Source organism: Streptomyces sp. NPDC051738 (genome assembly GCF_044453205.1).
Lineage (GTDB): Bacteria > Actinomycetota > Actinomycetes > Streptomycetales > Streptomycetaceae > Streptomyces.
Genome location: NZ_JBITCM010000009.1, coordinates 207689 through 227669, shown reverse-complemented (window position 1 = coordinate 227669; position 19981 = coordinate 207689). Strand labels below are relative to the sequence as shown.

At 71.2% G+C, this 19981-nt stretch carries 20 protein-coding genes; 8 read left to right on the top strand and 12 right to left on the bottom strand.

Annotated features, from left to right (window positions below):
- Nucleotides 1–54: 54 nt before the first annotated feature.
- Together ACIA8X_RS22820 and ACIA8X_RS22815 are read right to left on the bottom strand one after the other, a co-directional pair.
- Nucleotides 55–1407 (bottom strand): serine-threonine protein kinase, encoded by a 1353-nt coding sequence (locus ACIA8X_RS22820; RefSeq protein WP_399458973.1) that lies wholly within the window; start codon nucleotides 1405–1407, stop codon nucleotides 55–57.
- 96 nt (nucleotides 1408–1503) lie between these two features.
- A complete protein-coding gene (locus ACIA8X_RS22815; RefSeq protein WP_399458972.1) occupies nucleotides 1504–2736 on the bottom strand; it encodes an exo-beta-N-acetylmuramidase NamZ domain-containing protein in 1233 nt (410 codons plus the stop codon).
- Between the two features lie 164 nt (nucleotides 2737–2900).
- On the opposite strand from ACIA8X_RS22815, the gene ACIA8X_RS22810 reads away from it, so the two are divergent.
- From ACIA8X_RS22810 to ACIA8X_RS22800, 3 genes are read left to right on the top strand one after another with little or no spacing between them, the layout of a single operon-like run.
- Nucleotides 2901–3674 (top strand): SDR family oxidoreductase, encoded by a 774-nt coding sequence (locus tag ACIA8X_RS22810; RefSeq protein ID WP_393457853.1) that lies wholly within the window; start codon nucleotides 2901–2903, stop codon nucleotides 3672–3674.
- The gene (locus ACIA8X_RS22805) at nucleotides 3671–5338 is read left to right on the top strand and encodes a class I adenylate-forming enzyme family protein (RefSeq protein WP_393457850.1); all 1668 of its coding nucleotides are present in this window, start codon (nucleotides 3671–3673) and stop codon (nucleotides 5336–5338) included. The genes ACIA8X_RS22810 and ACIA8X_RS22805 overlap by 4 nt, the downstream gene beginning before the upstream one ends.
- A gap of 40 nt (nucleotides 5339–5378) precedes the next feature.
- The gene (locus tag ACIA8X_RS22800; RefSeq protein WP_393457847.1) at nucleotides 5379–5972 is read left to right on the top strand and encodes a TetR/AcrR family transcriptional regulator; all 594 of its coding nucleotides are present in this window, start codon (nucleotides 5379–5381) and stop codon (nucleotides 5970–5972) included.
- Nucleotides 5973–6051: 79 nt separating this feature from the next.
- Here the strand turns inward: ACIA8X_RS22800 and ACIA8X_RS22795 are convergent, their stop codons facing one another.
- The 3 genes from ACIA8X_RS22795 to ACIA8X_RS22785 form a co-directional block, all read right to left on the bottom strand.
- Nucleotides 6052–7266 carry an acyl-CoA dehydrogenase family protein gene (locus ACIA8X_RS22795; protein WP_393457844.1) on the bottom strand — a complete coding sequence of 405 codons (1215 nt, stop codon included), beginning with the start codon at nucleotides 7264–7266 and terminating at the stop codon, nucleotides 6052–6054.
- A gap of 5 nt (nucleotides 7267–7271) precedes the next feature.
- Nucleotides 7272–8306 (bottom strand): phosphotransferase family protein, encoded by a 1035-nt coding sequence (locus tag ACIA8X_RS22790; RefSeq protein ID WP_399458971.1) that lies wholly within the window; start codon nucleotides 8304–8306, stop codon nucleotides 7272–7274.
- Nucleotides 8307–8515: 209 nt separating this feature from the next.
- Nucleotides 8516–8812 (bottom strand): hypothetical protein, encoded by a 297-nt coding sequence (locus tag ACIA8X_RS22785; protein ID WP_393457838.1) that lies wholly within the window; start codon nucleotides 8810–8812, stop codon nucleotides 8516–8518.
- A gap of 112 nt (nucleotides 8813–8924) precedes the next feature.
- Here ACIA8X_RS22785 and ACIA8X_RS22780 point away from each other — a divergent pair, with 112 nt between their 5' ends.
- A complete protein-coding gene (locus ACIA8X_RS22780; RefSeq protein ID WP_399458970.1) occupies nucleotides 8925–9905 on the top strand; it encodes an NADP-dependent oxidoreductase in 981 nt (326 codons plus the stop codon).
- Between the two features lie 74 nt (nucleotides 9906–9979).
- Here the strand turns inward: ACIA8X_RS22780 and ACIA8X_RS22775 are convergent, their stop codons facing one another.
- The 4 genes from ACIA8X_RS22775 to ACIA8X_RS22760 all read right to left on the bottom strand — a co-directional run bounded on the left by ACIA8X_RS22775 (nucleotide 9980) and on the right by ACIA8X_RS22760 (nucleotide 12239).
- Nucleotides 9980–10309, bottom strand: a complete 330-nt coding sequence (locus tag ACIA8X_RS22775) for a DUF202 domain-containing protein (protein WP_393457832.1) — start codon at nucleotides 10307–10309, stop codon at nucleotides 9980–9982.
- The gene (locus ACIA8X_RS22770; RefSeq protein WP_093911039.1) at nucleotides 10306–10698 is read right to left on the bottom strand and encodes a YidH family protein; all 393 of its coding nucleotides are present in this window, start codon (nucleotides 10696–10698) and stop codon (nucleotides 10306–10308) included. The genes ACIA8X_RS22775 and ACIA8X_RS22770 overlap by 4 nt, the downstream gene beginning before the upstream one ends.
- 66 nt (nucleotides 10699–10764) lie before the next feature.
- On the bottom strand, nucleotides 10765–11280 hold the full coding sequence (locus ACIA8X_RS22765) for an NUDIX hydrolase (RefSeq protein ID WP_399458969.1): 516 nt from the start codon (nucleotides 11278–11280) through the stop codon (nucleotides 10765–10767).
- 62 nt (nucleotides 11281–11342) lie between these two features.
- Complete coding sequence (locus ACIA8X_RS22760; protein WP_399458968.1) at nucleotides 11343–12239, bottom strand: DMT family transporter; 897 nt, start codon at nucleotides 12237–12239, stop codon at nucleotides 11343–11345.
- A gap of 306 nt (nucleotides 12240–12545) precedes the next feature.
- Here ACIA8X_RS22760 and ACIA8X_RS22755 point away from each other — a divergent pair, with 306 nt between their 5' ends.
- The 4 genes from ACIA8X_RS22755 to ACIA8X_RS22740 all read left to right on the top strand — a co-directional run bounded on the left by ACIA8X_RS22755 (nucleotide 12546) and on the right by ACIA8X_RS22740 (nucleotide 16802).
- Nucleotides 12546–13496 (top strand): hypothetical protein, encoded by a 951-nt coding sequence (locus ACIA8X_RS22755; RefSeq protein WP_399458967.1) that lies wholly within the window; start codon nucleotides 12546–12548, stop codon nucleotides 13494–13496.
- 262 nt (nucleotides 13497–13758) lie between these two features.
- Nucleotides 13759–15306: an APC family permease gene (locus tag ACIA8X_RS22750; RefSeq protein ID WP_393457820.1), complete on the top strand. Its 1548-nt coding sequence runs from the start codon at nucleotides 13759–13761 to the stop codon at nucleotides 15304–15306.
- A 139-nt stretch (nucleotides 15307–15445) separates the two neighbouring features.
- Nucleotides 15446–16195 carry a molybdopterin-dependent oxidoreductase gene (locus ACIA8X_RS22745; RefSeq protein ID WP_399458966.1) on the top strand — a complete coding sequence of 250 codons (750 nt, stop codon included), beginning with the start codon at nucleotides 15446–15448 and terminating at the stop codon, nucleotides 16193–16195.
- A complete protein-coding gene (locus ACIA8X_RS22740; RefSeq protein WP_393457814.1) occupies nucleotides 16179–16802 on the top strand; it encodes a cytochrome b/b6 domain-containing protein in 624 nt (207 codons plus the stop codon). Before ACIA8X_RS22745 ends, ACIA8X_RS22740 begins: the two co-directional genes overlap by 17 nt.
- On the opposite strand, the gene ACIA8X_RS22735 is transcribed toward ACIA8X_RS22740, so the two are convergent.
- The 3 genes from ACIA8X_RS22735 to ACIA8X_RS22725 form a co-directional block, all read right to left on the bottom strand.
- Entirely contained in the window at nucleotides 16713–17966 is a 1254-nt protein-coding gene (locus tag ACIA8X_RS22735; protein WP_399458965.1) for a hypothetical protein, read from the bottom strand. The two genes, ACIA8X_RS22740 and ACIA8X_RS22735, sit on opposite strands and share 90 nt — an antisense overlap.
- 171 nt (nucleotides 17967–18137) lie before the next feature.
- Complete coding sequence (locus ACIA8X_RS22730; RefSeq protein ID WP_393457808.1) at nucleotides 18138–19172, bottom strand: L-idonate 5-dehydrogenase; 1035 nt, start codon at nucleotides 19170–19172, stop codon at nucleotides 18138–18140.
- 14 nt (nucleotides 19173–19186) lie between these two features.
- Nucleotides 19187–19963: an SDR family oxidoreductase gene (locus ACIA8X_RS22725; protein ID WP_399458964.1), complete on the bottom strand. Its 777-nt coding sequence runs from the start codon at nucleotides 19961–19963 to the stop codon at nucleotides 19187–19189.
- Between the last annotated feature and the right edge of the window lie 18 nt (nucleotides 19964–19981).

The window sequence follows — 19981 nt, the reverse complement described above, 5'->3', positions numbered from 1 at the left end:
GGGATAGACGGAGTATGCAGGACAAATAGGGTTGAACTGGTTGCTGGCGGCGGGTCACTTGATGCGGCCCGCCGCCAGCACCACCTGCGCCAGCTCCCGGTGCACGATGTCGCTGTGCGCCCCCGCCGGCGCCCCGCCCCGCTTGACGACCGCCGCCGCGTCGATGTTCACGCATCCCGAGGTGGGCAGCTTCCCTTTCAGTGCGTCGGCCAGCTTCAGTGACTTCGTCCCCGGCACCGCCTGCACCCCGTCGTGCCCCATCGCACCCCACTTGTCGCCCAGCATCCGGCCGACGTCCAGGGCCGCGATCCCGCGCGCGTCCCCTGCCATGCGGGAGGCCAGCGGATACATCGTGGACAGGGCCGAGTCGTGCCGCGAGTAACAGCACACCAGCGGTCCGTCGATACGGTTGTGCTGGCCCTCAAGCACCCCGCCGGCGCGGGCGTCGTGCGGCAGCCGGGACGCGAACGCATAGTGCGAGAAGGCGCCTTGGAGCAGCGTCACCGACTTCACCGTGCGCACCCCCTTCGGCAGCCCGCGCAACGCGAACGACACCAGCCGTGCGCCGAAGCTGTGCCCGACGAGATGCACCCGCACCTCGGGCTCCCGCGCGGCCAGTTGCCCGATCACCCGGCCGAGACCGCGCTCACCGACCGTCCCCGCGCGCCGCTTCATGGCGTAGTACGTCGCCTGCCGCAGCAGCTCGTGCGCGCCCTCCCAAGGGTTCGGCAACGAGAAGGAGGCCTCTGCGGACGGGGCTCCGTCGGGGGCACCGTCCGGCGCCCCTTCGGGCGCTTCGAGAAGCGTCAGCGCCCGCGCGAACTCCTCGCACACCGCCGCGACGGATCCCGAGAACATGTCCGGCGAGTCCTGCGGCGCCCCTTCGCACAGCGTGTCCGCCGCGAACAGCGCCTGCGGACCCGGCGGGACGACGTCCACCAGCATCCGCACCAGCCGCCCGAACTCCTCCAACTCGGCCTCCTCACGCGGCTGCTGGTCCAACAGCCGCGCGATCTGGTCGATCACGGTCGCGCGCCCCGGGAAGGTCTCCAGCAGGGCGTGCCGCGTGTCCTTGTCGAGCACCGGCCGACGGGGCATCTCGGCCGCCACGGCCCGCGGAAAGTTGGGGATCGGCTCGTCCGAGAACCGCATCGACGGCCAGACCACGCCCACGTACCCGATCTTCGCCGCCGGGGCGAGCCGAGGGATCGGGGCGAAGAAGCCGTCATAGAGCCGGGTCGCGCCCGAGCGGTCGCTGTTCCAGCCGTGTGTGAAGACGATCAGATCACGGACGTCGTGCCGCGCCACGCCGGCCAGCAGCCGGTCCCGCCTGCCGGCGTCCGGATCCCCGTCCGCGTCGAAGGTCAGCTCCCAGTAGGGAGTCACGCTCACTGCCGGATCCGCCATGACAGGCCCCCTCGTCCCCCGAAGTGGTGCGATACGGGCGCATCGTCCTGCTACCGGGCGGGAAAGGCCAGACATCGTCACCCATCAGTGGGGCGCTTATTTGTACAGCAGGTACTCCCTGCGCATCCGCCGGAACGCCGCCAGCTCCTGCTGCCAGCCCGCCACCACCTCGTCGGCGCTCGCACCCGCGTCGATCATCGTGCGCACCTGGGTGGAACCGGTGAGCTTGTCGATCCAGTTGTCGGCGCGCCAGGCGAAGCCGCTCCAGGCCCTCTTGGCGGTCACCAGCAGGGCGATTCCGGTACGGACGGGGTCGTACGCGGCGCGATCGTGGACGTGGACCTGGACGCCGCCGATGGTCTTGCCCTGGAACTTCGAGAACGTGGGCGCGAAGTACGCCTCCCTGAAGTGCACGCCGGGCAGGGCGAGTTCGTTCGCCGTCGCCGCCCAGCGTCCGTCGATGCCCTCCGCGCCCAGCAGTTCGAAGGGGCGGGTGGTGCCGCGTCCCTCCGAGAGGTTCGTGCCCTCGAAGAGACAGGTGCCGGAGTACACCAGCGCCGTGTCCGGAGTCGGCATGTTCGGGCTCGGCGGCACCCAGGGCAGGCCCGAGGCGTCGAAGAAGTCGGACCGCCGCCAGCCCGTCATCCGTACGGTCTCCAGGGCGACCGGGGTGGTGAGGAACTCCTCGTTGAACAGCCGCGCCAGCTCGGCGACCGTCATGCCGTGCGCCTGCGAGATGGGCTGACGGCCCACGAAGGTCGCGAACTCCTTGTGGAGTACGGGGCCTTGGGCCGCGCGTCCGGTCACCGGGTTCGGGCGGTCCAGGACCACGAAGCGTCTGCCCGCCAGCTGGGCCGCCTCCATGCAGTCGTAGAGGGTCCAGATGTAGGTGTAGAAGCGGGCGCCCACGTCCTGGATGTCGAAGACGACGGTGTCGACGCCGGAGGTGGTGAAGATGTCCGCGAGGGGGCGGCCGCTCTTCAGGTACGTGTCGTAGACCGGCAGGCCGGTCGCCGGGTCGTCGTAGCGGCCTTCGGAGCCGCCGGCCTGGGCGGTGCCCCGGAAGCCGTGTTCTGGGCCGAAGACGGCCCCTAGGTTCACCCTTTCGTCGGTGTGCATGACGTCTACGATGTGGCGGACGTCTCGGGTCACGCCGGTGGGGTTGGTGACGATTCCGACCTTCTGGCCTTCGAGGATCGAGTAACCGTCGGCTGCGAGTCGCTCGAAGCCGGTGCGCGATTGCCTGTGGCGCTCGGATGCCGACGCTGCCGAAGGGACGGCTGCTGCTGCCGTTGTCGCTGCGAGGAGAGCTCGTCTGGATAGGCGCATGGGGGGCACGGTATTGCTCCCGCAGGTTGGGGGGAAGGTGCGGGTTGTCTGTGGCTTGTCGCGCAGTTCCCCGCGCCCCTTAGGGGCGTTGCCGTCGCCCTTCCCTGTCACATACCGACCGGTTAGTCTGGGCCTCGCAGGAGAGCCGCAGTCGAAGGAGACCGATGGTGGAAGCCGTTCAGGGTGCCGGAGTCGTCGTTACCGGGGCTGGGGGTGGCATCGGGGCGGCCCTTGCCCGGCGCTTTGCCGCTGAGGGGGCCCGGGTCGTCGTCAATGACCTGGATGCCGGGAAGGCCGAGGCGGTCGCCGGTGAGATCGGCGGCATCGCCGTTCCCGGTGACGCGTCCGCCGTCGTCGCCGACGCCCGGGACGCGCTCGGGGGTTCCGTCGATGTCTACTGCGCCAACGCGGGTGTCGCCTTCGGCGGGCCGGACCTCGCCGATCTCGCCGATGACAAGGCCTGGTCGCTGTCCTGGGACGTCAACGTCATGGCACACGTGCGTGCCGCCCATGAGCTGCTCCCGCAGTGGCTGGAGCGGGGCAGCGGGCGGTTCGTCTCCACCGTCTCCGCCGCCGGGCTGCTCACCATGATCGGCGCCGCGCCCTACGCCGTCACCAAGCACGGCGCGTACGCCTTCGCCGAGTACCTGTCGCTGACGTACCGGCACCGCGGCCTCAAGGTCCACGCCATCTGCCCGCAGGGTGTGCGCACCGACATGCTGGACGCCACCGGCAGCGCGGGGGACCTGGTGCTGAAGCCCACCGCCATCGCGCCGGAGGACGTGGCGGACGCCCTGTTCAAGGGCATGGAGGAGGACCGGTTCCTGATCCTGCCGCATCCCGAGGTCGCCGGGTACTACCAGGCGCGGGCCGCCGAGCCCGACCGCTGGCTGGGCAACATGAACCACCTCCAGCAGAAGTGGGAGGCAAGCCTGTGACCGACACCTCCCGCTACTCCGCCAAGCCGTGGCTGGCCCTGCTCACCGACGCCCAGCGCGCGCCGATAGCCCCCGACGACTCCCTCGTGCACGCCCTGCGCCGCGTCGCCGCGGAGACCCCGGAGAGCGTCTTCCTCGCCTACTTCGACGGCCGCCTGACCTACCGCGAGGTCGACGAGCTCAGCGACTCCGTCGCCGGGCACCTCGCCGCCCGCGGTCTGGAGCGCGGCGACCGGGTGGCGATCCTGCTGCAGAACTCCCCGCACTTCGTGCTCGCCCTGCTCGGCGCCTGGAAGGCGGGGGCGGTCGTCGTGCCCGTCAACCCGATGTACAAGTCGGGGGAGGTCACCCATGTCCTGCGGGACGGCGAGGTGGCCGCGCTGATCTGTTCCGACCGGGCCTGGGCGTCGTATCTGCGCGAGACGGCGGCCGACTCGCCGGTGCGGATCGTGCTCACCGGGTGCGAGTTGGATTTCCAGACTCGCGACGACGCGCGCGTGCTGTCCTTCGAGCGGCTCCCGCAGGCCGAGGACGCCGGCGACCTTGCGGCGGTCGCCCGCAGCGGGCACAAGGCGCCGGAAGGGCGCGACCTCGGCCCGTCCGACATCGCGCTGATCAGCTACACCTCGGGCACCAGTGGCGCGCCCAAGGGTGCCACCAACACGCACGGCAACATCATGTACAACGCCGAGCGGCAGCGCACCGGGCTTGAGCTGCCCGAGGCGCCCGTCTACTTCGCGCTGGCGCCGCTCTTCCACATCACCGGGATGGTCTGCCAGCTCGGTGCCTGCCTCGACAGCGCGGGGACGCTCGTGCTGGCGTACCGCTTCGAGGCGGGTGTCGTGCTGGACGCGTTCGCCGAGCACGGGCCGCACTACACCGTCGGCCCGTCGACCGCCTTCATGGCGCTGGCCGCCCACCCGGACGTCACCCGCGACCACTTCGCCTCCTTCCGGATGATCTCCTCCGGCGGCGCCCCGCTGCCGCCCGCCCTGGTGGAGAAGTTCCGGGCCGGCCTCGGGCCGTACATCCGCAACGGCTACGGCCTCACCGAGTGCACTGCCCCCTGCGCCTCCGTCCCGCCCGGCCTGGAGGCCCCCGTCGACCCGGTCTCCGGGACGCTCGCCGTGGGGCTCCCGGGGCCCGAGACGGTCGTACGGATCGTCGACGACCAGGGCGCCGAGGTGCCGTTCGGCGAGCAGGGCGAGATCCTGGTGCGAGGGCCGCAGGTCATCCCTGGCTACTGGCGGCGGCCCGACGCCACCGCCGAGACCTTCCCCGACGGCGAGCTGCGTACCGGCGACATCGGCTTCATGGACGCCGAGGGCTGGCTGTACGTCGTCGACCGCAAGAAGGACATGATCAACGCGTCCGGCTTCAAGGTGTGGCCGCGCGAGGTCGAGGACGTGCTCTACACGCACCCGGCGGTGCGCGAGGCGGCCGTCGTCGGCGTGCCCGACGGGTACCGCGGGGAGACCGTCAAGGCGTACATCAGCCTCCGTCCGGGTGCGGAAACGGACCCCGACGCACTCGCCGCGTACTGCAAGGAGAGACTGGCCGCCTACAAATATCCCCGGCAGGTGGAGATCCTGCCCGACTTGCCCAAGACGGCCAGTGGGAAGATCCTCCGTCGGGAGCTTCGTTCCCGCGTGAACGACGTCTAGACAACAGGCAGACATCTCGGAAGGGCAGGTGGCGGCAACAGTGGCCAGGACGACGGACGGAGACGGTACGCCCGTCCCCCAGCGGCTGCTCGCCGCCGCCACCCGGCTCTTCGCCGAGCAGGGCTACGATCGCACCTCGGTGCAGGAGATCGTGGAGGCGGCAGGCGTCACCAAGGGGGCGCTGTACCACTACTTCGGCTCCAAGGACGACCTTCTGCACGAGGTGTACGCGCGCGTGCTGCGCGTTCAGCAGGAGCGGCTGGACGCCTACGCGGACGCCGACGAGCCCATCGAGAAGCGGTTGCGGGGCGCGGCGGCGGACGTCGTGGTGACGACCATCGCGAACCTCGACGACGCGATGATCTTCTTCCGCTCCATGCACCACCTGAGCCCGGAGAAGAACAAGCAGGTGCGCGCCGAGCGCCGGCGCTACCACGAACGCTTCCGCGCGCTCATCGAGGAGGGCCAGGAGTCGGGCGTCTTCTCCAAGGCGACCCCGGCCGACCTGGTGGTGGACTACCACTTCGGGTCCGTCCACCATCTGTCGACCTGGTACCGGCCCGACGGCCCGATGAGCCCCCAGGAGGTCGCCGACCAGCTGGCGGACCTGCTGTTGCGAGCGCTGCGGCCGTAACCACCGTATGCCGGAGCATGTGTAACCGGACATGTGTAAGGGGCGGCCGCTCATGCGGCCGCCCCTTACACACGTCCCGTTACAGGTACTTCTTCAACTCCCGCCGCGCCAGCGACCGCTGGTGCACCTCGTCCGGCCCGTCGGCGATCATCAGCGTCCGTGCGCTCGCGTACAGCTCCGCCAGCGGGAAGTCCTGGCTGACGCCGCCCGCGCCGTGCAGCTGGATCGCCCGGTCGATGATGTCGACGACGGCACGCGGCGTGGCGATCTTGATGGACTGGATCTCCGTGTGGGCGCCCTTGTTGCCGACGGTGTCCATCAGCCAGGCCGTCTTCAGCACCAGCAGCCGCAGCTGCTCGACGGTCACCCGCGCGTCGGCGATCCAGTTGTGCACCACGCCCTGCTGGGCCAGCGCCTTGCCGAACGCCGTACGGGACACGGCCCGGCGGCACATCAGCTCGATCGCCCGCTCGGCCATGCCGATCAGCCGCATACAGTGGTGGATCCGGCCGGGACCGAGCCGCGCCTGGGCGATGGCGAAGCCGCCGCCCTCCTCACCGATCAGGTTCGACACCGGCACACGCGCGTGGTCGAAGATCACCTCGGCGTGGCCGCCGTGCGAGTGGTCCTCGTAGCCGAACACCTGCATGGCGCGCTTGACGGTCACGCCCGGGGTGTCACGAGGCACCAGCACCATGGACTGCTGACGCCGGATGTCCTCGTCGTCCGGGTCCGTCTTGCCCATCACGATGAAGATCTTGCAGTCCGGGTTCATCGCCCCGGAGATGTACCACTTGCGGCCCGTGATGACGTACTCGTCGCCGTCCCGCTCGATGTGCGTGGTGATGTTCGTGGCGTCGGAAGAGGCCACATCCGGCTCGGTCATCGCGAACGCCGAGCGGATCTCACCGGCCAGCAGCGGCTCCAGCCACTGCTTCTTCTGCTGCTCGTCGGCGAACTGGGCCAGCACCTCCATGTTCCCCGTGTCGGGCGCCGCGCAGTTCGTCGCCGTCGGTGCCAAGTGCGGGGAGCGGCCGGTGATCTCGGCCAGCGGGGCGTACTGGAGGTTGGTGAGCCCGGCGCCGTGCTCGGCGTCGGGGAGGAAGAGGTTCCACAGGCCCTGCCTGCGCGCCTCGGCCTTGAGCTCCCCGACCACGGCCGGCGTGTCCCACGGAGACGCCAGCGCGGCCCGCTGCTCCTCCGCGACCGGCTCGGCCGGATAGACGTACTCGTCCATGAAGGCCAGCAGCCTGCCACGCAGCTCCTCGGTGCGTGCGTCGAACGCGAAGTCCATGTGCGTCAGCCTTCCTGGATGCCGTCTTGAAGAGTGGTCAGGCCGTGCTCGATGAAGACCGGTACCAGGTCGCCGATGCGGTCGAAGCCGCGGCCGACCGTCTGGCCAAGCGTGTAGCGGTAGTGGATGCCCTCCAGGATCACGGCGAGCTTGAACCACGCGAACGCCGTGTACCAGGAGACCGCGGACACGTCGCGCCCCGAGCGGGCTGCGTATCGCTCGATCAGTTCGGTGGGGGCGGGGTGCCCGGCCGCCTCTGCGGTCGTGGAGACCGGGGAGTCCGCCATGCCCAGCGGCATGCTGTACATCACCAGCAGGCCCAGGTCGGTGAGCGGGTCGCCGAGGGTCGACATCTCCCAGTCGAGGATCGCCTTGATCTGGTCGTCGTCACCGATCAGGACGTTGTCCAGCCGGTAGTCGCCGTGCACGACGGCCGCGGCGGGGGAGGCGGGCAGCCGCCGTCCGAGCGTCGCGTGCAGCTCGTCGATGCCGGCCAGCTCACGGTTGCGGGAGGCGTCCAACTGCTTGCCCCAGCGGCGCAGTTGCCGGTCCAGGAAGCCCTCGGGGCGGCCGAAGTCCGCGAGCCCCACCTCCGCGGGATCCACCGCGTGCAGCTCGACGAGCGTGTCCACCAGCGACAGCACCGCGTCCCGGGTGCGCGCCGGGCCGAGCGGGGCGAGCTGGTCGGCGGTGCGGTACGGGGTGCCCTCGACGTACTCCATGACGTAGAACGGCGACCCCAGCACCTCCTCGTCCTCGCACAGCAGCACCGGCCGCGGCACGGGGACGTTCGTCGGATGGAGCGCGCTGATCACCCGGTGTTCGCGCTTCATGTCGTGCGCCGTGGCCAGGACATGGCCGAGCGGGGGCCGCCGTACGACCCACTTCGATGTGCCGTCGGAGACCGCGTAGGTGAGGTTCGACCGTCCGCCCTCGATCAGCCGGCCGGTCAGCGGACCGTGCGCCAGACCGGGCCGCTCGCGCTCGAGCAGGCCGCGCAGCCGGTCGAGATCGAGACCGGGCGGATGGTCGGGGCTCATACATCGCTCCTAACGACAGGTGAACGAAGGCAGGTGAACGAGACCTGACTCATGATGCCGACCAGTCGGTATGTAGTCCAGTGGGGGAGCCGAACGTGATCGGGGCCACGATAGGCCGACAGCTCCCCGCGCGATGCGTCGGGGAGCTGTCGGTGGTGTCTTCTCGGCCAGTAAGGCTCGATGTCGGCCAGTACGGGACGGGTGCGAGCTCAGTGGTCGTCCCAGTGGCCGTCGTGCGCGGCGTGCCGGTGGCCGTCGTGGACGTAGTCGACGTGGTCGCCGTGCAGGACGCTCTCGTGCCCGCAGTCGGCTCCGTGCCGATGGGAGTGGCCTTCGTGTGCGACGTGCCCGTCCGTCTCGCACTCGTCCCAGTGGCCCGCGTGCTCACGGTGGAGGTGGCCGTCGTGCGCGAAGTCGGTGTGGTCGCCGTGCGGCACCGCGGTGTGCCCGCAGTCGGGGCCGTGGGCGTGCGAGTGGGCGGGGTGTTCCACGTGCAGGGTGGTCATGGTGCTCACCTTCGAAGGTGCGGGTTGTGACGTCGACAGGCTGCCACGCGAACGGCGCATATCAGGTCATTCGGGCTTGCGTGGCGTCCTGCCAGCCCGGAGGGTCGAACCCATGAAGGGCATCAGCTACTCACGCTACGGCGGCCCCGATGAGCTCGCATACGGGGACGTGCGCGACCCACGGGTCGGCCCCGACTCGGTGCTGGTCAAGGTACGGGCGGCCGCGGTCAACCCGGTCGACTGGAAGTGCCGCGAGGGCTACATGGACCGGCTGCTGGAGCCGGTCTTCCCGGTGGTCCCAGGCTGGGACGTCTCCGGCGTCGTGGTCCAACCGGGCGTGTCCGTCACGGAGTTCGGGGTCGGCGACGAGGTCATCGGCTACGTACGCGAGGACTTCCTCTCCCGCGGCACCTTCGCCGAGTACGTCGCGGCCCCCGTCCGCACCCTCGCGCGCAAGCCCCGCAACCTCACCTGGGAGGAGGCGGCGGGTCTGCCACTGGTGGGGCTGACGGCGTACCAGGTCCTGACCAAGGTGCTCCAGGTCAAGCGCGACGAGACCGTCCTCGTGCACGCCGCGGCCGGCGGGGTGGGCTCGATCGCCGTCCAGCTCGCCCGGCATCTGGGCGCCCGGGTCATCGGCACGGCGAGCGCACACAACCACGACTTCGTGCGCGGCCTAGGCGGGGAGCCGGTCGAGTACGGCGACGGCCTGGTTGACCGGGTGCGCGGCCTGGCCCCCGAGGGCGTGGACGCGGCGTTCGACACGGTCGGCGGCGAGGCGCTGAAGTCCTCGGCCAACCTCCTGGCCCCCGAGGGCCGCCTGGCGTCGATCGCCGACCCGGACGTCTTCGACTACGGCGGCCGCTACTACTTCGTCCGCCCCGACGCCGCGGACCTGCTGCGGCTGACCGAGCTGGCGGAGGAGGGGGTCGTGTCCGTGCATGTTTCGGAAACGTTCCCCCTGGAACGGACGGCGGACGCCCACCGCCTCAACCAGGAGGGCCGCACCCGGGGCAAGATCGTGGTGACGGTGGACTGGGAGACGGAGGAGGAGGCGGTGGCGCCGGAGGGGTTGTGGCAGGGGGTGGTGTAGGGGGCAGGGGGCTTGGGGTGGGTGCGGGCTTAGATGGCGGACCCTTTGGGGGCGGGCTGAGGGGGCGGTCGTTCTCAGAAGAGGAGGGCGACGCCGCACACGGCCAGGGCGACCGTGACCAGGGTCGTGGTCGTGGCCTGGCGGGGGGCGAGTGCCGGGGGCTCGGTCGCTGCGGCGAGGGCGTGGATGCGGCGGTGGGCCAGGGTCAGGAAGGCCAGCCACAGCCCGAAGCACAGGGCGCAGACGACCATCCCGGGCACCGAGACCCCGCCGTGCAGCGCGGTCTTCATGGCGAGTACGGCGGCAACGGTGCCGGACAGTGTCGTACGGCGCCACGCCAGACGCGTCCGCTCGGGCTGCAGCCCCGGATCCCGCACCGGCTCCGCGGCCGACCCGGCGCTCATCCCTCCCACCCGACGAGCACGACGACGACCATCGCGACGGCCACGACCGCGACCACCAGACTCAGTACCGCCGGGAACCGCGACACCGGCAGATCCTCGCCCCGGCGCATCGCCCGCTCGCAGCGCACCCAGTGATTGACCGCGCGCAACGAGCACAGCACGCCCGCCGCCAGCAGCGCGAGCGCCAGCCCGACGCGCCAGCCCCAACGCAGGTCCGGCAGGAACTGGTCCACCGCGAAGCCGCCGCCGATGAGGGCGAGCGCGGTACGCAGCCAGGCCAGGAAGGTGCGCTCGTTCGCCAGCGAGAACCGGTAGTCGGGGGTGCCGCCCTCCTGCCGGATCTGCTGGGGTTCGAACCACAGCCGGACGTTTCGTACGAACTCGATCACATGAACGACCCTATCCGGACGGCCGTCAGGGGGCGCTGTCAGTGCCCGCCCGCTGCAGCAGGCAGGTCAGCCGGCCGCCCGGTACGCCCTGAGCCGCTCGTACGCCGCGAGCCCGTCCGGCACCCACGCCCACTCCGTCAGCCGCCGCTCCACCTCGGCCTCGGGCAGGAAGTCGTACCAGGCGACCTCCTCCACCTGCGGGCTCACCGGCAGCTCGCAGCGCACCTCGTACACCGCCGACCACCAGGTCTGCCCGGCGCCGTCGTCGTACAGGAACTTGAAGAGGTACGACGGGCGGGGCAGCCCGCTCACCCCGAGTTCCTCCTCGGCCTCACGCAGAGCGGCGTCGTCGTAGGACTCGCCCGCGCCGACGACTCCGCCGACGAACATGTCGTACCGCGAGGGGAACACCAGCTTGGTGGGCGTGCGGCGATGCACGAAGAGGCGGCCCTGCGCATCCCGGGCCTCGATGAAGACGCAGCGATGGCGCAGCCCCTTGGCGTAGGCCTCGCCCCGCGGGGAGTGGCCGGTGACCCGGTCCTGCTCGTCGACGATGTCGAGGATTTCGTCAGCAGCGCTCATGGGGTCCATCCAAGCAGGACGGCGCCGTGCCGGTCAGGGCGGCGTCTGCACGCCCGTACCGGTCAGGGCGTCTGCAGTGCCGCCGCCACCCGCCGGGGCTGCGTCGCGCCGCACGGCATGGCCGCATGCGTCCCGAGCATGATGATGCCCACCACGATGCCGGCGAGCCCGGCCGCCTCCCACGCCAGCGCCCCCGCGTCGGTGCGGAGCCGGTCGCCGAGGAAGCCCACGCCGCAGAGGATGCCGGCCAGGGGCTGGGCCGCGGTCAGGGCGGGCAGGGACATGCGCAGGGACGCGGTCTCGAACGCGCTCTGGACCAGGATCAGCCCGGTGAGGCCGAGCGCCACCACGGCGTACGGCTGCCAGCTGGTCAGGACCTCCGTGAGGCCGCCCTCGGCGAAACGCTGCCCGGTCATGCGCGTCAGGGCGTCCTGCACGCCGTAGAGGAGACCGGCGGCGGTCGCCAGCAGCGCAGGGCCCGAGCTGAGCCGTGAGCGCTTGGCGTACGTCGTGAGCAGCAGGGCCAGTGCGACCATGACGCCGATGATCAGCCAGCGGCGCAGGGGGTCGTCGGTCGCCGTTCCGCCCTGCGGCTGTCCGGCGACGATGAACGCCGTCACGCCGCCCGCGAGCAGCGCGAGGCCGGTCCAGCCCTGGCGGCCCAGCGGCTGCTTGGTCTGGCGGCGGGAGAGCATGAGCGCGAACAGCAGGTTCGTCGCCAGCAGCGGTTCCACCAGGGAGATCTCGCCCTGGCCCAGCGCCATCGCGCCCAGCGCCATGCCGACCACCATCAGACCGATACCGCCCAGCCAGCGCGGCACCTTCATCAGGTCGAGGAGGATCCGGGGGGAGAGGAAGTCGCTGAGTGGCGCCTTCTGTGCCGCGTTCTGCTGCAGTACGAAGCCGAAGCCCAGGCAGCATGCAGCGGTGACGGCGAATATCAGAATCTGAAGCGACACGCTGCGTACCTCGATCATCCTGCCGGGGGGACGGGGTGCGTAAGGGCCGACTGTAGCGGCCCCTAGCCCGGCGTGCGCAGTCCCGCAATCGTGCGACGCCTGCCGCGGCAGCGCCATGACGTACGCCACACACTCTGAACAATTCTGACATTTCGGTCCGATCAATTGCCTCAACTGTCACACCAATAACGGGAGTTGACGCGTGTAACGCCGTGACGGCCCTTGACGCGAACCATTGGCTGCGGGTTTGCTGTGCGTGATCACGCGATGACAGTCCACATACTTCCCCCGACAGAACCCAAAACGGTGTCCCCACCTCCGCCACCCCTCGGCCGCGGTCGAAAGCGCGCAGCTCACGCCTTCGACGCGGCCCTCGACGACGCTGAGCTCGCCGCGGCCCGCACCGCTCTCGCCCAGGGCAGGTGGCAGGCGGCCCGCTCGCTGCTCGCCCGGACCGGCGACGACTGGGACCGCCGAGGGCACCGTGTCACCGTCCTCTCCCAGGAGCCGTACTGCGCCCCCTGGACCCGTGACTGGCTGCTCGCCGAACCCGACGCCGTCGACGCCGCCGTCCTCCTCGCCCTCGCCCAGGTCCAGCGCGCCCTGCGCGGCAAGGAGAAGCCGGTCCGTGCCCGCGAGTCCTGCCACACCGCCGCCGCGCTCGCGCCCGCCGACCCCACCCCCTGGCTCGGCCTGCTCATGCTGGAGAGCGCCCTGGGCGCCGAGGAGGAGGTGCGCCGCGTCTTCGCCGAGGTCCACGCCCGGCACGCCGACCACCACCATGCCCACCACCTGATGGTCGCCCGGCTCGCCGAGCGCCACCCCGGTGCCGGTCCCGACCCGCTCCACGAGGTCTACGACTTCGCCAACGATGCCGCCGAACGCGCCCCCGCCGACTCCCCGCTCGCCGTCCTCCCGGTCATCGCCCATGCCGAGCGCTATCGCGTCCTCGCGGCGGCCGGGCAGCAGCCCCGCGAGGCGGTCTCCTCCGGGCACTGGACCGGCCGCCGGGCCCGGCAGGTGATGCGGGCCGCTTTCGACTGGTGGCTGGAGTGGGAGCAGGAAGGCCACCCGCGCCGCCTGATCGACCTGAACTTCCTCGCCCACGCCAAGGTCTGCGAAGGGCGCGGCGCCGAGGCGGCGGCCCTGTTCCACCGCATCGGCGAACACGCCACCCCGTCGCCCTGGTCGTACGCGGACCAGGACCCGTACCCCGCCTTCCGCGCGGCCCGCGACACCGCACTCGGCACGACGTGACGGCACCGACTCGACGGGACGGCATCGACGTAACGCCGCCGGTGCGACGGGACGGCATCGACGTAACGCCGCCGGTGCGACGGGACGGCATCGACGTAACGCCGCCGACCCGACGTGACGGCATCGACGTAACGCCGCCGACCCGACGTGACGGCATCGACGTAACGGCACCGACTCGACGCAACAGCACCGACCCGACCCCCACCCCCAGCGCACCCCAGCACCCCACCAGCACCCCACCCCGACGAAGGACGGTCTCTCGATGACGACGGGCAGTTCCAGTACGAGCAGAGCCACCGCGGACGGCGGCGGCATCAGTACCTTCAAGGGACAGGACCGCGCCCTGCGCGCCGACCGGCTGGGCACGACCGGTCTGCTGCTGTCCGTGCTCGCCGCGACCGCACCTCTGATGGTCGTCGCAGGTGTCATGCCCACGACCTTCGGGGTGATGGGTGTCCTCGGGCAGCCGCTGCTCTTCGTGATCCTCGGCCTCGTCCTCGCCCTCTTCAGCGTCGGGTACGCCGAGATGAGCCGGCACGTCCACAATGCCGGAGCCTTCTACGCGTACATCGCCCGCGGCCTCGGCGGCACGGCCGGCGCCGGCGCCGCGATGGTCGCGCTCGTCGCCTACAACGCGCTCCAGGTCGGCATCTACGGCATCTTCGGCTTCGAGGTCTCCGGCCTGTTCGCCACGTACCTCGACACAGAGCTCGCCTGGTGGATACCGGCGCTGGTGGCCGTGCTCGCCGTCGGTGCCCTCGGCTGGCTGAAGATCGACCTCAACGCGCGCGTGCTCGGCGTTCTGCTGATCATCGAGGTCGCCCTCGTGGTCATCTTCGACGTCGCCGCGATCGCCGACCCCGGCAAGGAGGGGCTGTCCCTGCACGCCTTCAACCCGGACACCCTGACCGGCGCGGGGATCGGCACCGCCCTGTGCTTCTGCGTCGCCGCCTTCCTCGGCTTCGAGCAGGCCCCCGTCTACGCCGAGGAGACCAGCCGCCCGCATGTGCTCGTGCCCCGCGTGATGTACCTGGCCATCGGTGGCATCGCCGTCTTCCTCACGATCAGCTGCTGGGCGTACACCGTCGCCGCCGGCCCCTCGGCGATCGTCGGCACATCGCAGGAGCAGAGCGCCGGGCTGTTGTTCTTCCTCACCGAGGACCTGCTCGGCACCGGCTTCACCGACGTCCTGCACGTGCTGTTCGTGACCGGCATGTTCGCGGCGATGCTCAGCTTCCACAACGTCGTCGCCCGCTACGCCTTCGCCATGGGACGCGAGGGCCTGCTGCCCGGCGCCTTCGGCCGCACCAGCGGCGCGAGCGGCGCCCCCGGCACGGGTTCGCTGCTGCAGACCGTGATCTCGCTCGTGGTCGTCGCCGCCTTCGCGCTCGCCGACGACAAGCCGACCGGCGACCCGACCGCACCGGTCCTGCACCTGTTCACCTGGATGGGCAGCCTCGGCGCGCTCGGCGTCGCCGCGCTGATGGCCGCCGCCGCGGTCTCGGTCATCGTCTTCTTCGTCCGCCGGGGGGCCGTCGCCGCCCAGTTCTGGCGGCTGGCCGCCTCCGCGCTCTCCGTCGTCGCACTGCTCTTCATCGTCGTCTACACCGTCAAGGACTTCGACGTCCTGATCGGGGCGGGCCCGGACTCCTCCCTGAGCTGGGCGCTGCCCGCCGTCATCGCCCTCGCCCTCGCCGTCGGCCTGGCGCAGGGCCTGCTCCTGCGCTCCCGCGCCCCAGAGCGGCACGCCCGCATCGGGCTCGGCAACGAGGCGTTCCAGTTGGAGAAGGCGGCGACGGAGGCGCCGTAGCGGAAGAGAACTACCTGTAGCCACTCCTGAAGCCACCCCAGTGGCCGTTTCTGAGAGCCGCGTAAGAAGTGATTACGGAACCCTGACGAGCACCCGCGATCCCTGGTCCCGCCCGGGTCGCGGGTGTTCGAATGAAAAGGTGAACCAGGAACAGCCCGAAGCCCGGGGCGAGGAGCAGCCCGAGGCGAAGGGCAAACCCATCGGCCGCCGTGTCCTCCTCGGCACCCTCGGCCTCGGCGCCCTCGGCGTGGTCACCGCGCCCACCCTGCAACGCGGCATGGAGTCCTTCCTCGCGAGCGCCTCCGACAAGGACCCCACCGGCCTGACCGACCTGTTGCCCAACGGCGGCGGCTTCCGCTACTACTCGGTCGCCTCCTCCGTACCCCGCAAGAACGCCACCACCTACCACCTAAAGATCGACGGCCTGGTCGACCACCCCCGGACCTACACCCTGGCCGACCTACGCGCCCTGCCGCAGACCCGCCTGGTGCGGGACGTCCAGTGCGTCACCGGCTGGCGGGTTCCGGACACGCCCTTCGAAGGCGTGCGCCTGTCCCGGCTCCTCGACGCCGCGGGGGTGCGCCAGGAGGCCGGCGCGGTGCGCTTCAGCTGCTTCGACGGCACCTACACCGAGAGCCTCACCCTCGACCAGGCCCGCCGCGCGGACGTCCTGGTCGCCCTGCGCATGCAGGACAAGGACCTGAACCACGCCCACGGCGGACCCGTCCGCCTCTATGTGGCCCCCATGTACTTCTACAAGTCCGCCAAGTGGCTCTCCGGCATCACCGTCACCGAGGACGTGCGGCCCGGCTACTGGGAGGAACGGGGCTACGACGTCGACGCCTGGGTCGGCCGCTCGAACGGACGCGACGATGAGCCTACGAGTTGACGCCCCCCGCTCGGCCGCCGACGTGCGGCGCTTCGGCCGGGCCACGCGCTGGGTGCACCGTACGACGGCGGCGCTGATGGGCGTGTGCGTGGTGACGGCGGCCTGCCTTTACATCCCGCAGCTCGCCGAACTCGTCGGTCGCCGCGAGCTGGTGGTCCGTATCCACGAGTGGGCCGGCCTCGCCCTGCCGGTGCCCGTGCTGGCCGGGCTCGTCTCCCGCGCGTTCCGCGCCGACCTGGGTTTCCTCAACCGCTTCGGCCCGCACGACCGCGTCTGGCTGCGTGCCGCCCGGCGCCGGGACAAGCGGCGCTCGTCGCGTCCGGCGGGCAAGTTCAACGCCGGGCAGAAGGTCTACGCGGCCTGGATCGCCGGTGCGACGCTGGTGATGCTCGGCACCGGCCTCATCATGTGGTTCACCCATCTCACGCCCCTGGTGTGGCGCACCAGCGCGACCTTCGTCCACGACTGGCTGGCGCTGACCATCGGCATCGTCCTCGCCGGGCACATCGGCATGGCGCTAGGGGATCCGGAGGCCCGGCGGGGGATGCGGAGCGGGGTGGTGAGCCGGGAGTGGGCCGAGCGGGAGCACTCCGTTTGGCGGCCGTGATGAGCGTTCCGTGGGTGCGGCGATTGGTTGACTGGCTGCTGCGGGTTCGTTGTGGCTGGTCGCGCCCGCGCGGCGGTAGCCGCACATCGATGACAGCCCCGCGCCCCTTAAGGGCGTTGTCGAACCGCAGATGAGTTCGTCGGGGACGTTTGGCGCAGCGCTTGTGCTCGGCTGCTGCACCACATCCGGCGCGGTGACCGTGAACGCGGTCGGCATACGGATCTCGGTGTTGGCGTGCCGGACCGTCACGTCGACGGGGCCCGGCTCGATGACCGGTACGACGGCGGACAGCACCGGACGACGGTCAATCAGTACGGGTACCTGCTGCCCACCGATGAGCACACTGACGTCCTGATGTAGCTCGGCGGGGTCGAAGTACACATCCGTCAGCTCGATTCCGATCGTCTCGCCGGGGCGCGCCTCGCCGTCACCGCCCGTGTCCACCCCCGCGATCCGGTAACCGCAGGCGGCGGGAGTGCCGTTCGACGTCGGCTTCAGGCGCACCGTGGCGCCTGGATGCCGGCGATGGAAGTCGAGCAGCCCGCTCAGGACGGCGTACGCGGCGCGCCCCTTGCAGGTGTCGGCCCGGCCCGCGAGTGCGGCATGGTCCCGGACCGCCTGCTCCCAGCTGCCGCCGCCCTCGCCCTGCGCGGCCAGACAGGCGGTGGCCAGCCCGCGCAGGAGTGTCCACTCCGCGTCGGCGGGCGTCGAGGGGATCGCGTTCAGGGCGTTCCGGCACTCGGTGGGGGTGCGGAGGAGGTCGTACACGCTTGACGGGTCGGGAGTGCCGTCGGTGTTCGGTGAGTCGGGGCCGGGCGGGAGCCAGGCGGGGACTTCGAGGAGCTTCTGGCTCGTGGTGGGGCTGGGGGAGGAGGGGGTGGGGCTCTCGCTCGGCGTTTCGCTCTGGGGCGCGCGGGGTGTGCCGGTGAACGCGGGTGCGCCGATGTGGCCGTCGGGTGACGGCCGGACCGGAGGAGCGGAGCCGGCCGACGGTCCGGGGAGGAGGCTCCGGACGCCGTCGGAGGGCCCTGCCGTGACGACGGTGCCCCCGCCGCCCCTGCCGTCCGCCGGGCCACCCCCGTCACTGGTGAAGGCCGCGGCTGCCACCGCAACCGCCCCTACGACGAGCAGCCCCGAGACACGCATCCCGAGGGAAACCGCCATGACGCCCCCCGATGCTCCGGCCCCCGGGCGGCAGCGGCAGCCTCCGGGGACCCCCTCATCATCGGGCTCGCGGTCCCCTCGGGGAAGCCGCTTCCTGTGATCGGCGGTGCGAGTTCGGGCACACGGAATCCCGACCCCGCCGAACCGGAATCCCAGTGGACCAGCGGCCGTTCAGCCTCCGAAGTCCAGCAGGACCTTGCAGGACGTGCTCCGATCCGCCGCGAGTGCGAACGCCGACTCGGCCTCCCGCACCGGAACCACCGCGCTGACCAGCCCGTCGAACGACGCCTCGGCGGCGAGCAGTTCCAGCGCGTCGTCGAACTCCGTGTCGAAGCGGAACGCCCCGCGCAGCTCGATCTCCCGGCTCACGACGAGGTTCCCGGCGAACGGACTCTGCCCCGGCGGCAGCATCCCGAGCTGCACCACGACACCCCCGCGCCGCACGAGCCGCAGACACGTGTCCAGCCCCGCCGCGACCCCCGACGCCTCGATCGCCACGTCCACCTCGGCAGGCCACCCGGCATCGTCCGGATCGTCGGCCCGTACGAGGGTGTCGGCGCCGGCGATCCGCCCGTACTCCAGGGCCGCGGGCAGCAGGTCCGTCACCGTCACGCGCGTCGCGCCGGCCGCCTTGGCCGCCGCGACCACCAGACACCCGATGGGCCCGGCACCGGTGACCAGGACGTGCTTCCCGGCCACCTCCCCGGCCCGCCGCACCGCGTGCAGCGCGACGGACAGCGGCTCGGCGAGCGCCGCCCGCCGCAGTTCGAGCCCGGACGGAAGAGCCCTCAACTGGTCAACGGGGACGATCACTTGGGCCGCGAACCCGCCCTGCACATGCGGGAAGCGGGCGGCGCTGCCGAGGTAGCGGGTGTCGCGGCAGACGTTGCGCCGTCCGTCCGCGCACTCGGGGCACACCCCGCAGGGCGTGGCCGGGTGCACGGCGACAGCCGTACCGGGAGCCGGTCCTGACGCCTCGTCGGCGGGGGAGCCGTAGGCGACGACCGTTCCGACGACCTCGTGCCCGAGCACCATCGGTTCCTTGAGCCGGAAGTCCCCGACCCCGCCGTGCCGCCAGTAGTGCAGGTCGGAGCCGCAGACCCCGCCGTACCGCACGGCCACCAGGGCCTGCCCGGGGCCGGGTGCCGGTACCGCGAGCTCGTCGACCCGCAGGTCGCCCTGACCGTGGATCACACAACCAAGCATCTCCGCAGCCTCCTTCACAGCACGCTCGTCATGCCGCCGTCGACGTACAGCACCTGTCCGCTCACGAAGTCCGCGGCCGGCGAGGCGAGGAACAGCACCCCGCCCACCAGGTCCTCCGTACGGCCCCACCGCCCGGCCGGGGTGCGTCGCCGCACCCACGCGCTGAACTCCTCGTCCTGGACGAGGGGTTGGGTCAGCTCGGTCTCGATGTAGCCGGGGCCGAGGCCGTTGACCTGGACGCCGTACGGGCCCCAGTCGGCGCACATGCCCTTGGTGAGCATCTTCAGCGCGCCCTTGGTGGCGGCGTAGGGCGCTATGCCCGGGCGGACCACCTCGCTCTGCAGCGAGCAGATGTTGACGATCTTCCCGTGGCCGCGCTCCGTCATCCGCCGGGCGGCTTCGCGGCCGACCAGGAACGCGCTGGTGAGGTTGGTGTTCAGGATGCGGTGCCAGTCGGAGTCGGTGAACTCCAGCAGCGGGGCGCGCAGTTGCATGCCCGCGTTGTTGACCAGGACGTCGAGCGGGCCCACCCGCTCCTCGACATCCGCGATCCCGGCGGCCACCGAGGGACCGTCGGTCACGTCGAACACGGCCGTGTGGACCTCGCCGGGCAGTTCGGCGGCGTTCAGTTCGGCGGCGGCCTTGGTGAGCCGTTCGCCGTCGCGTCCGTTGAGGACGACCGTGCAGCCGGCCTCGGCCAGTCCGCGGGCGAGGGCGAGGCCGATGCCCCGGCTGGAGCCGGTCACCAGTGTCGTGCGGCCGCTGATGTCGAAGAGAGAGTGAGCCGTCATCGTCGTACAACTCCCGTC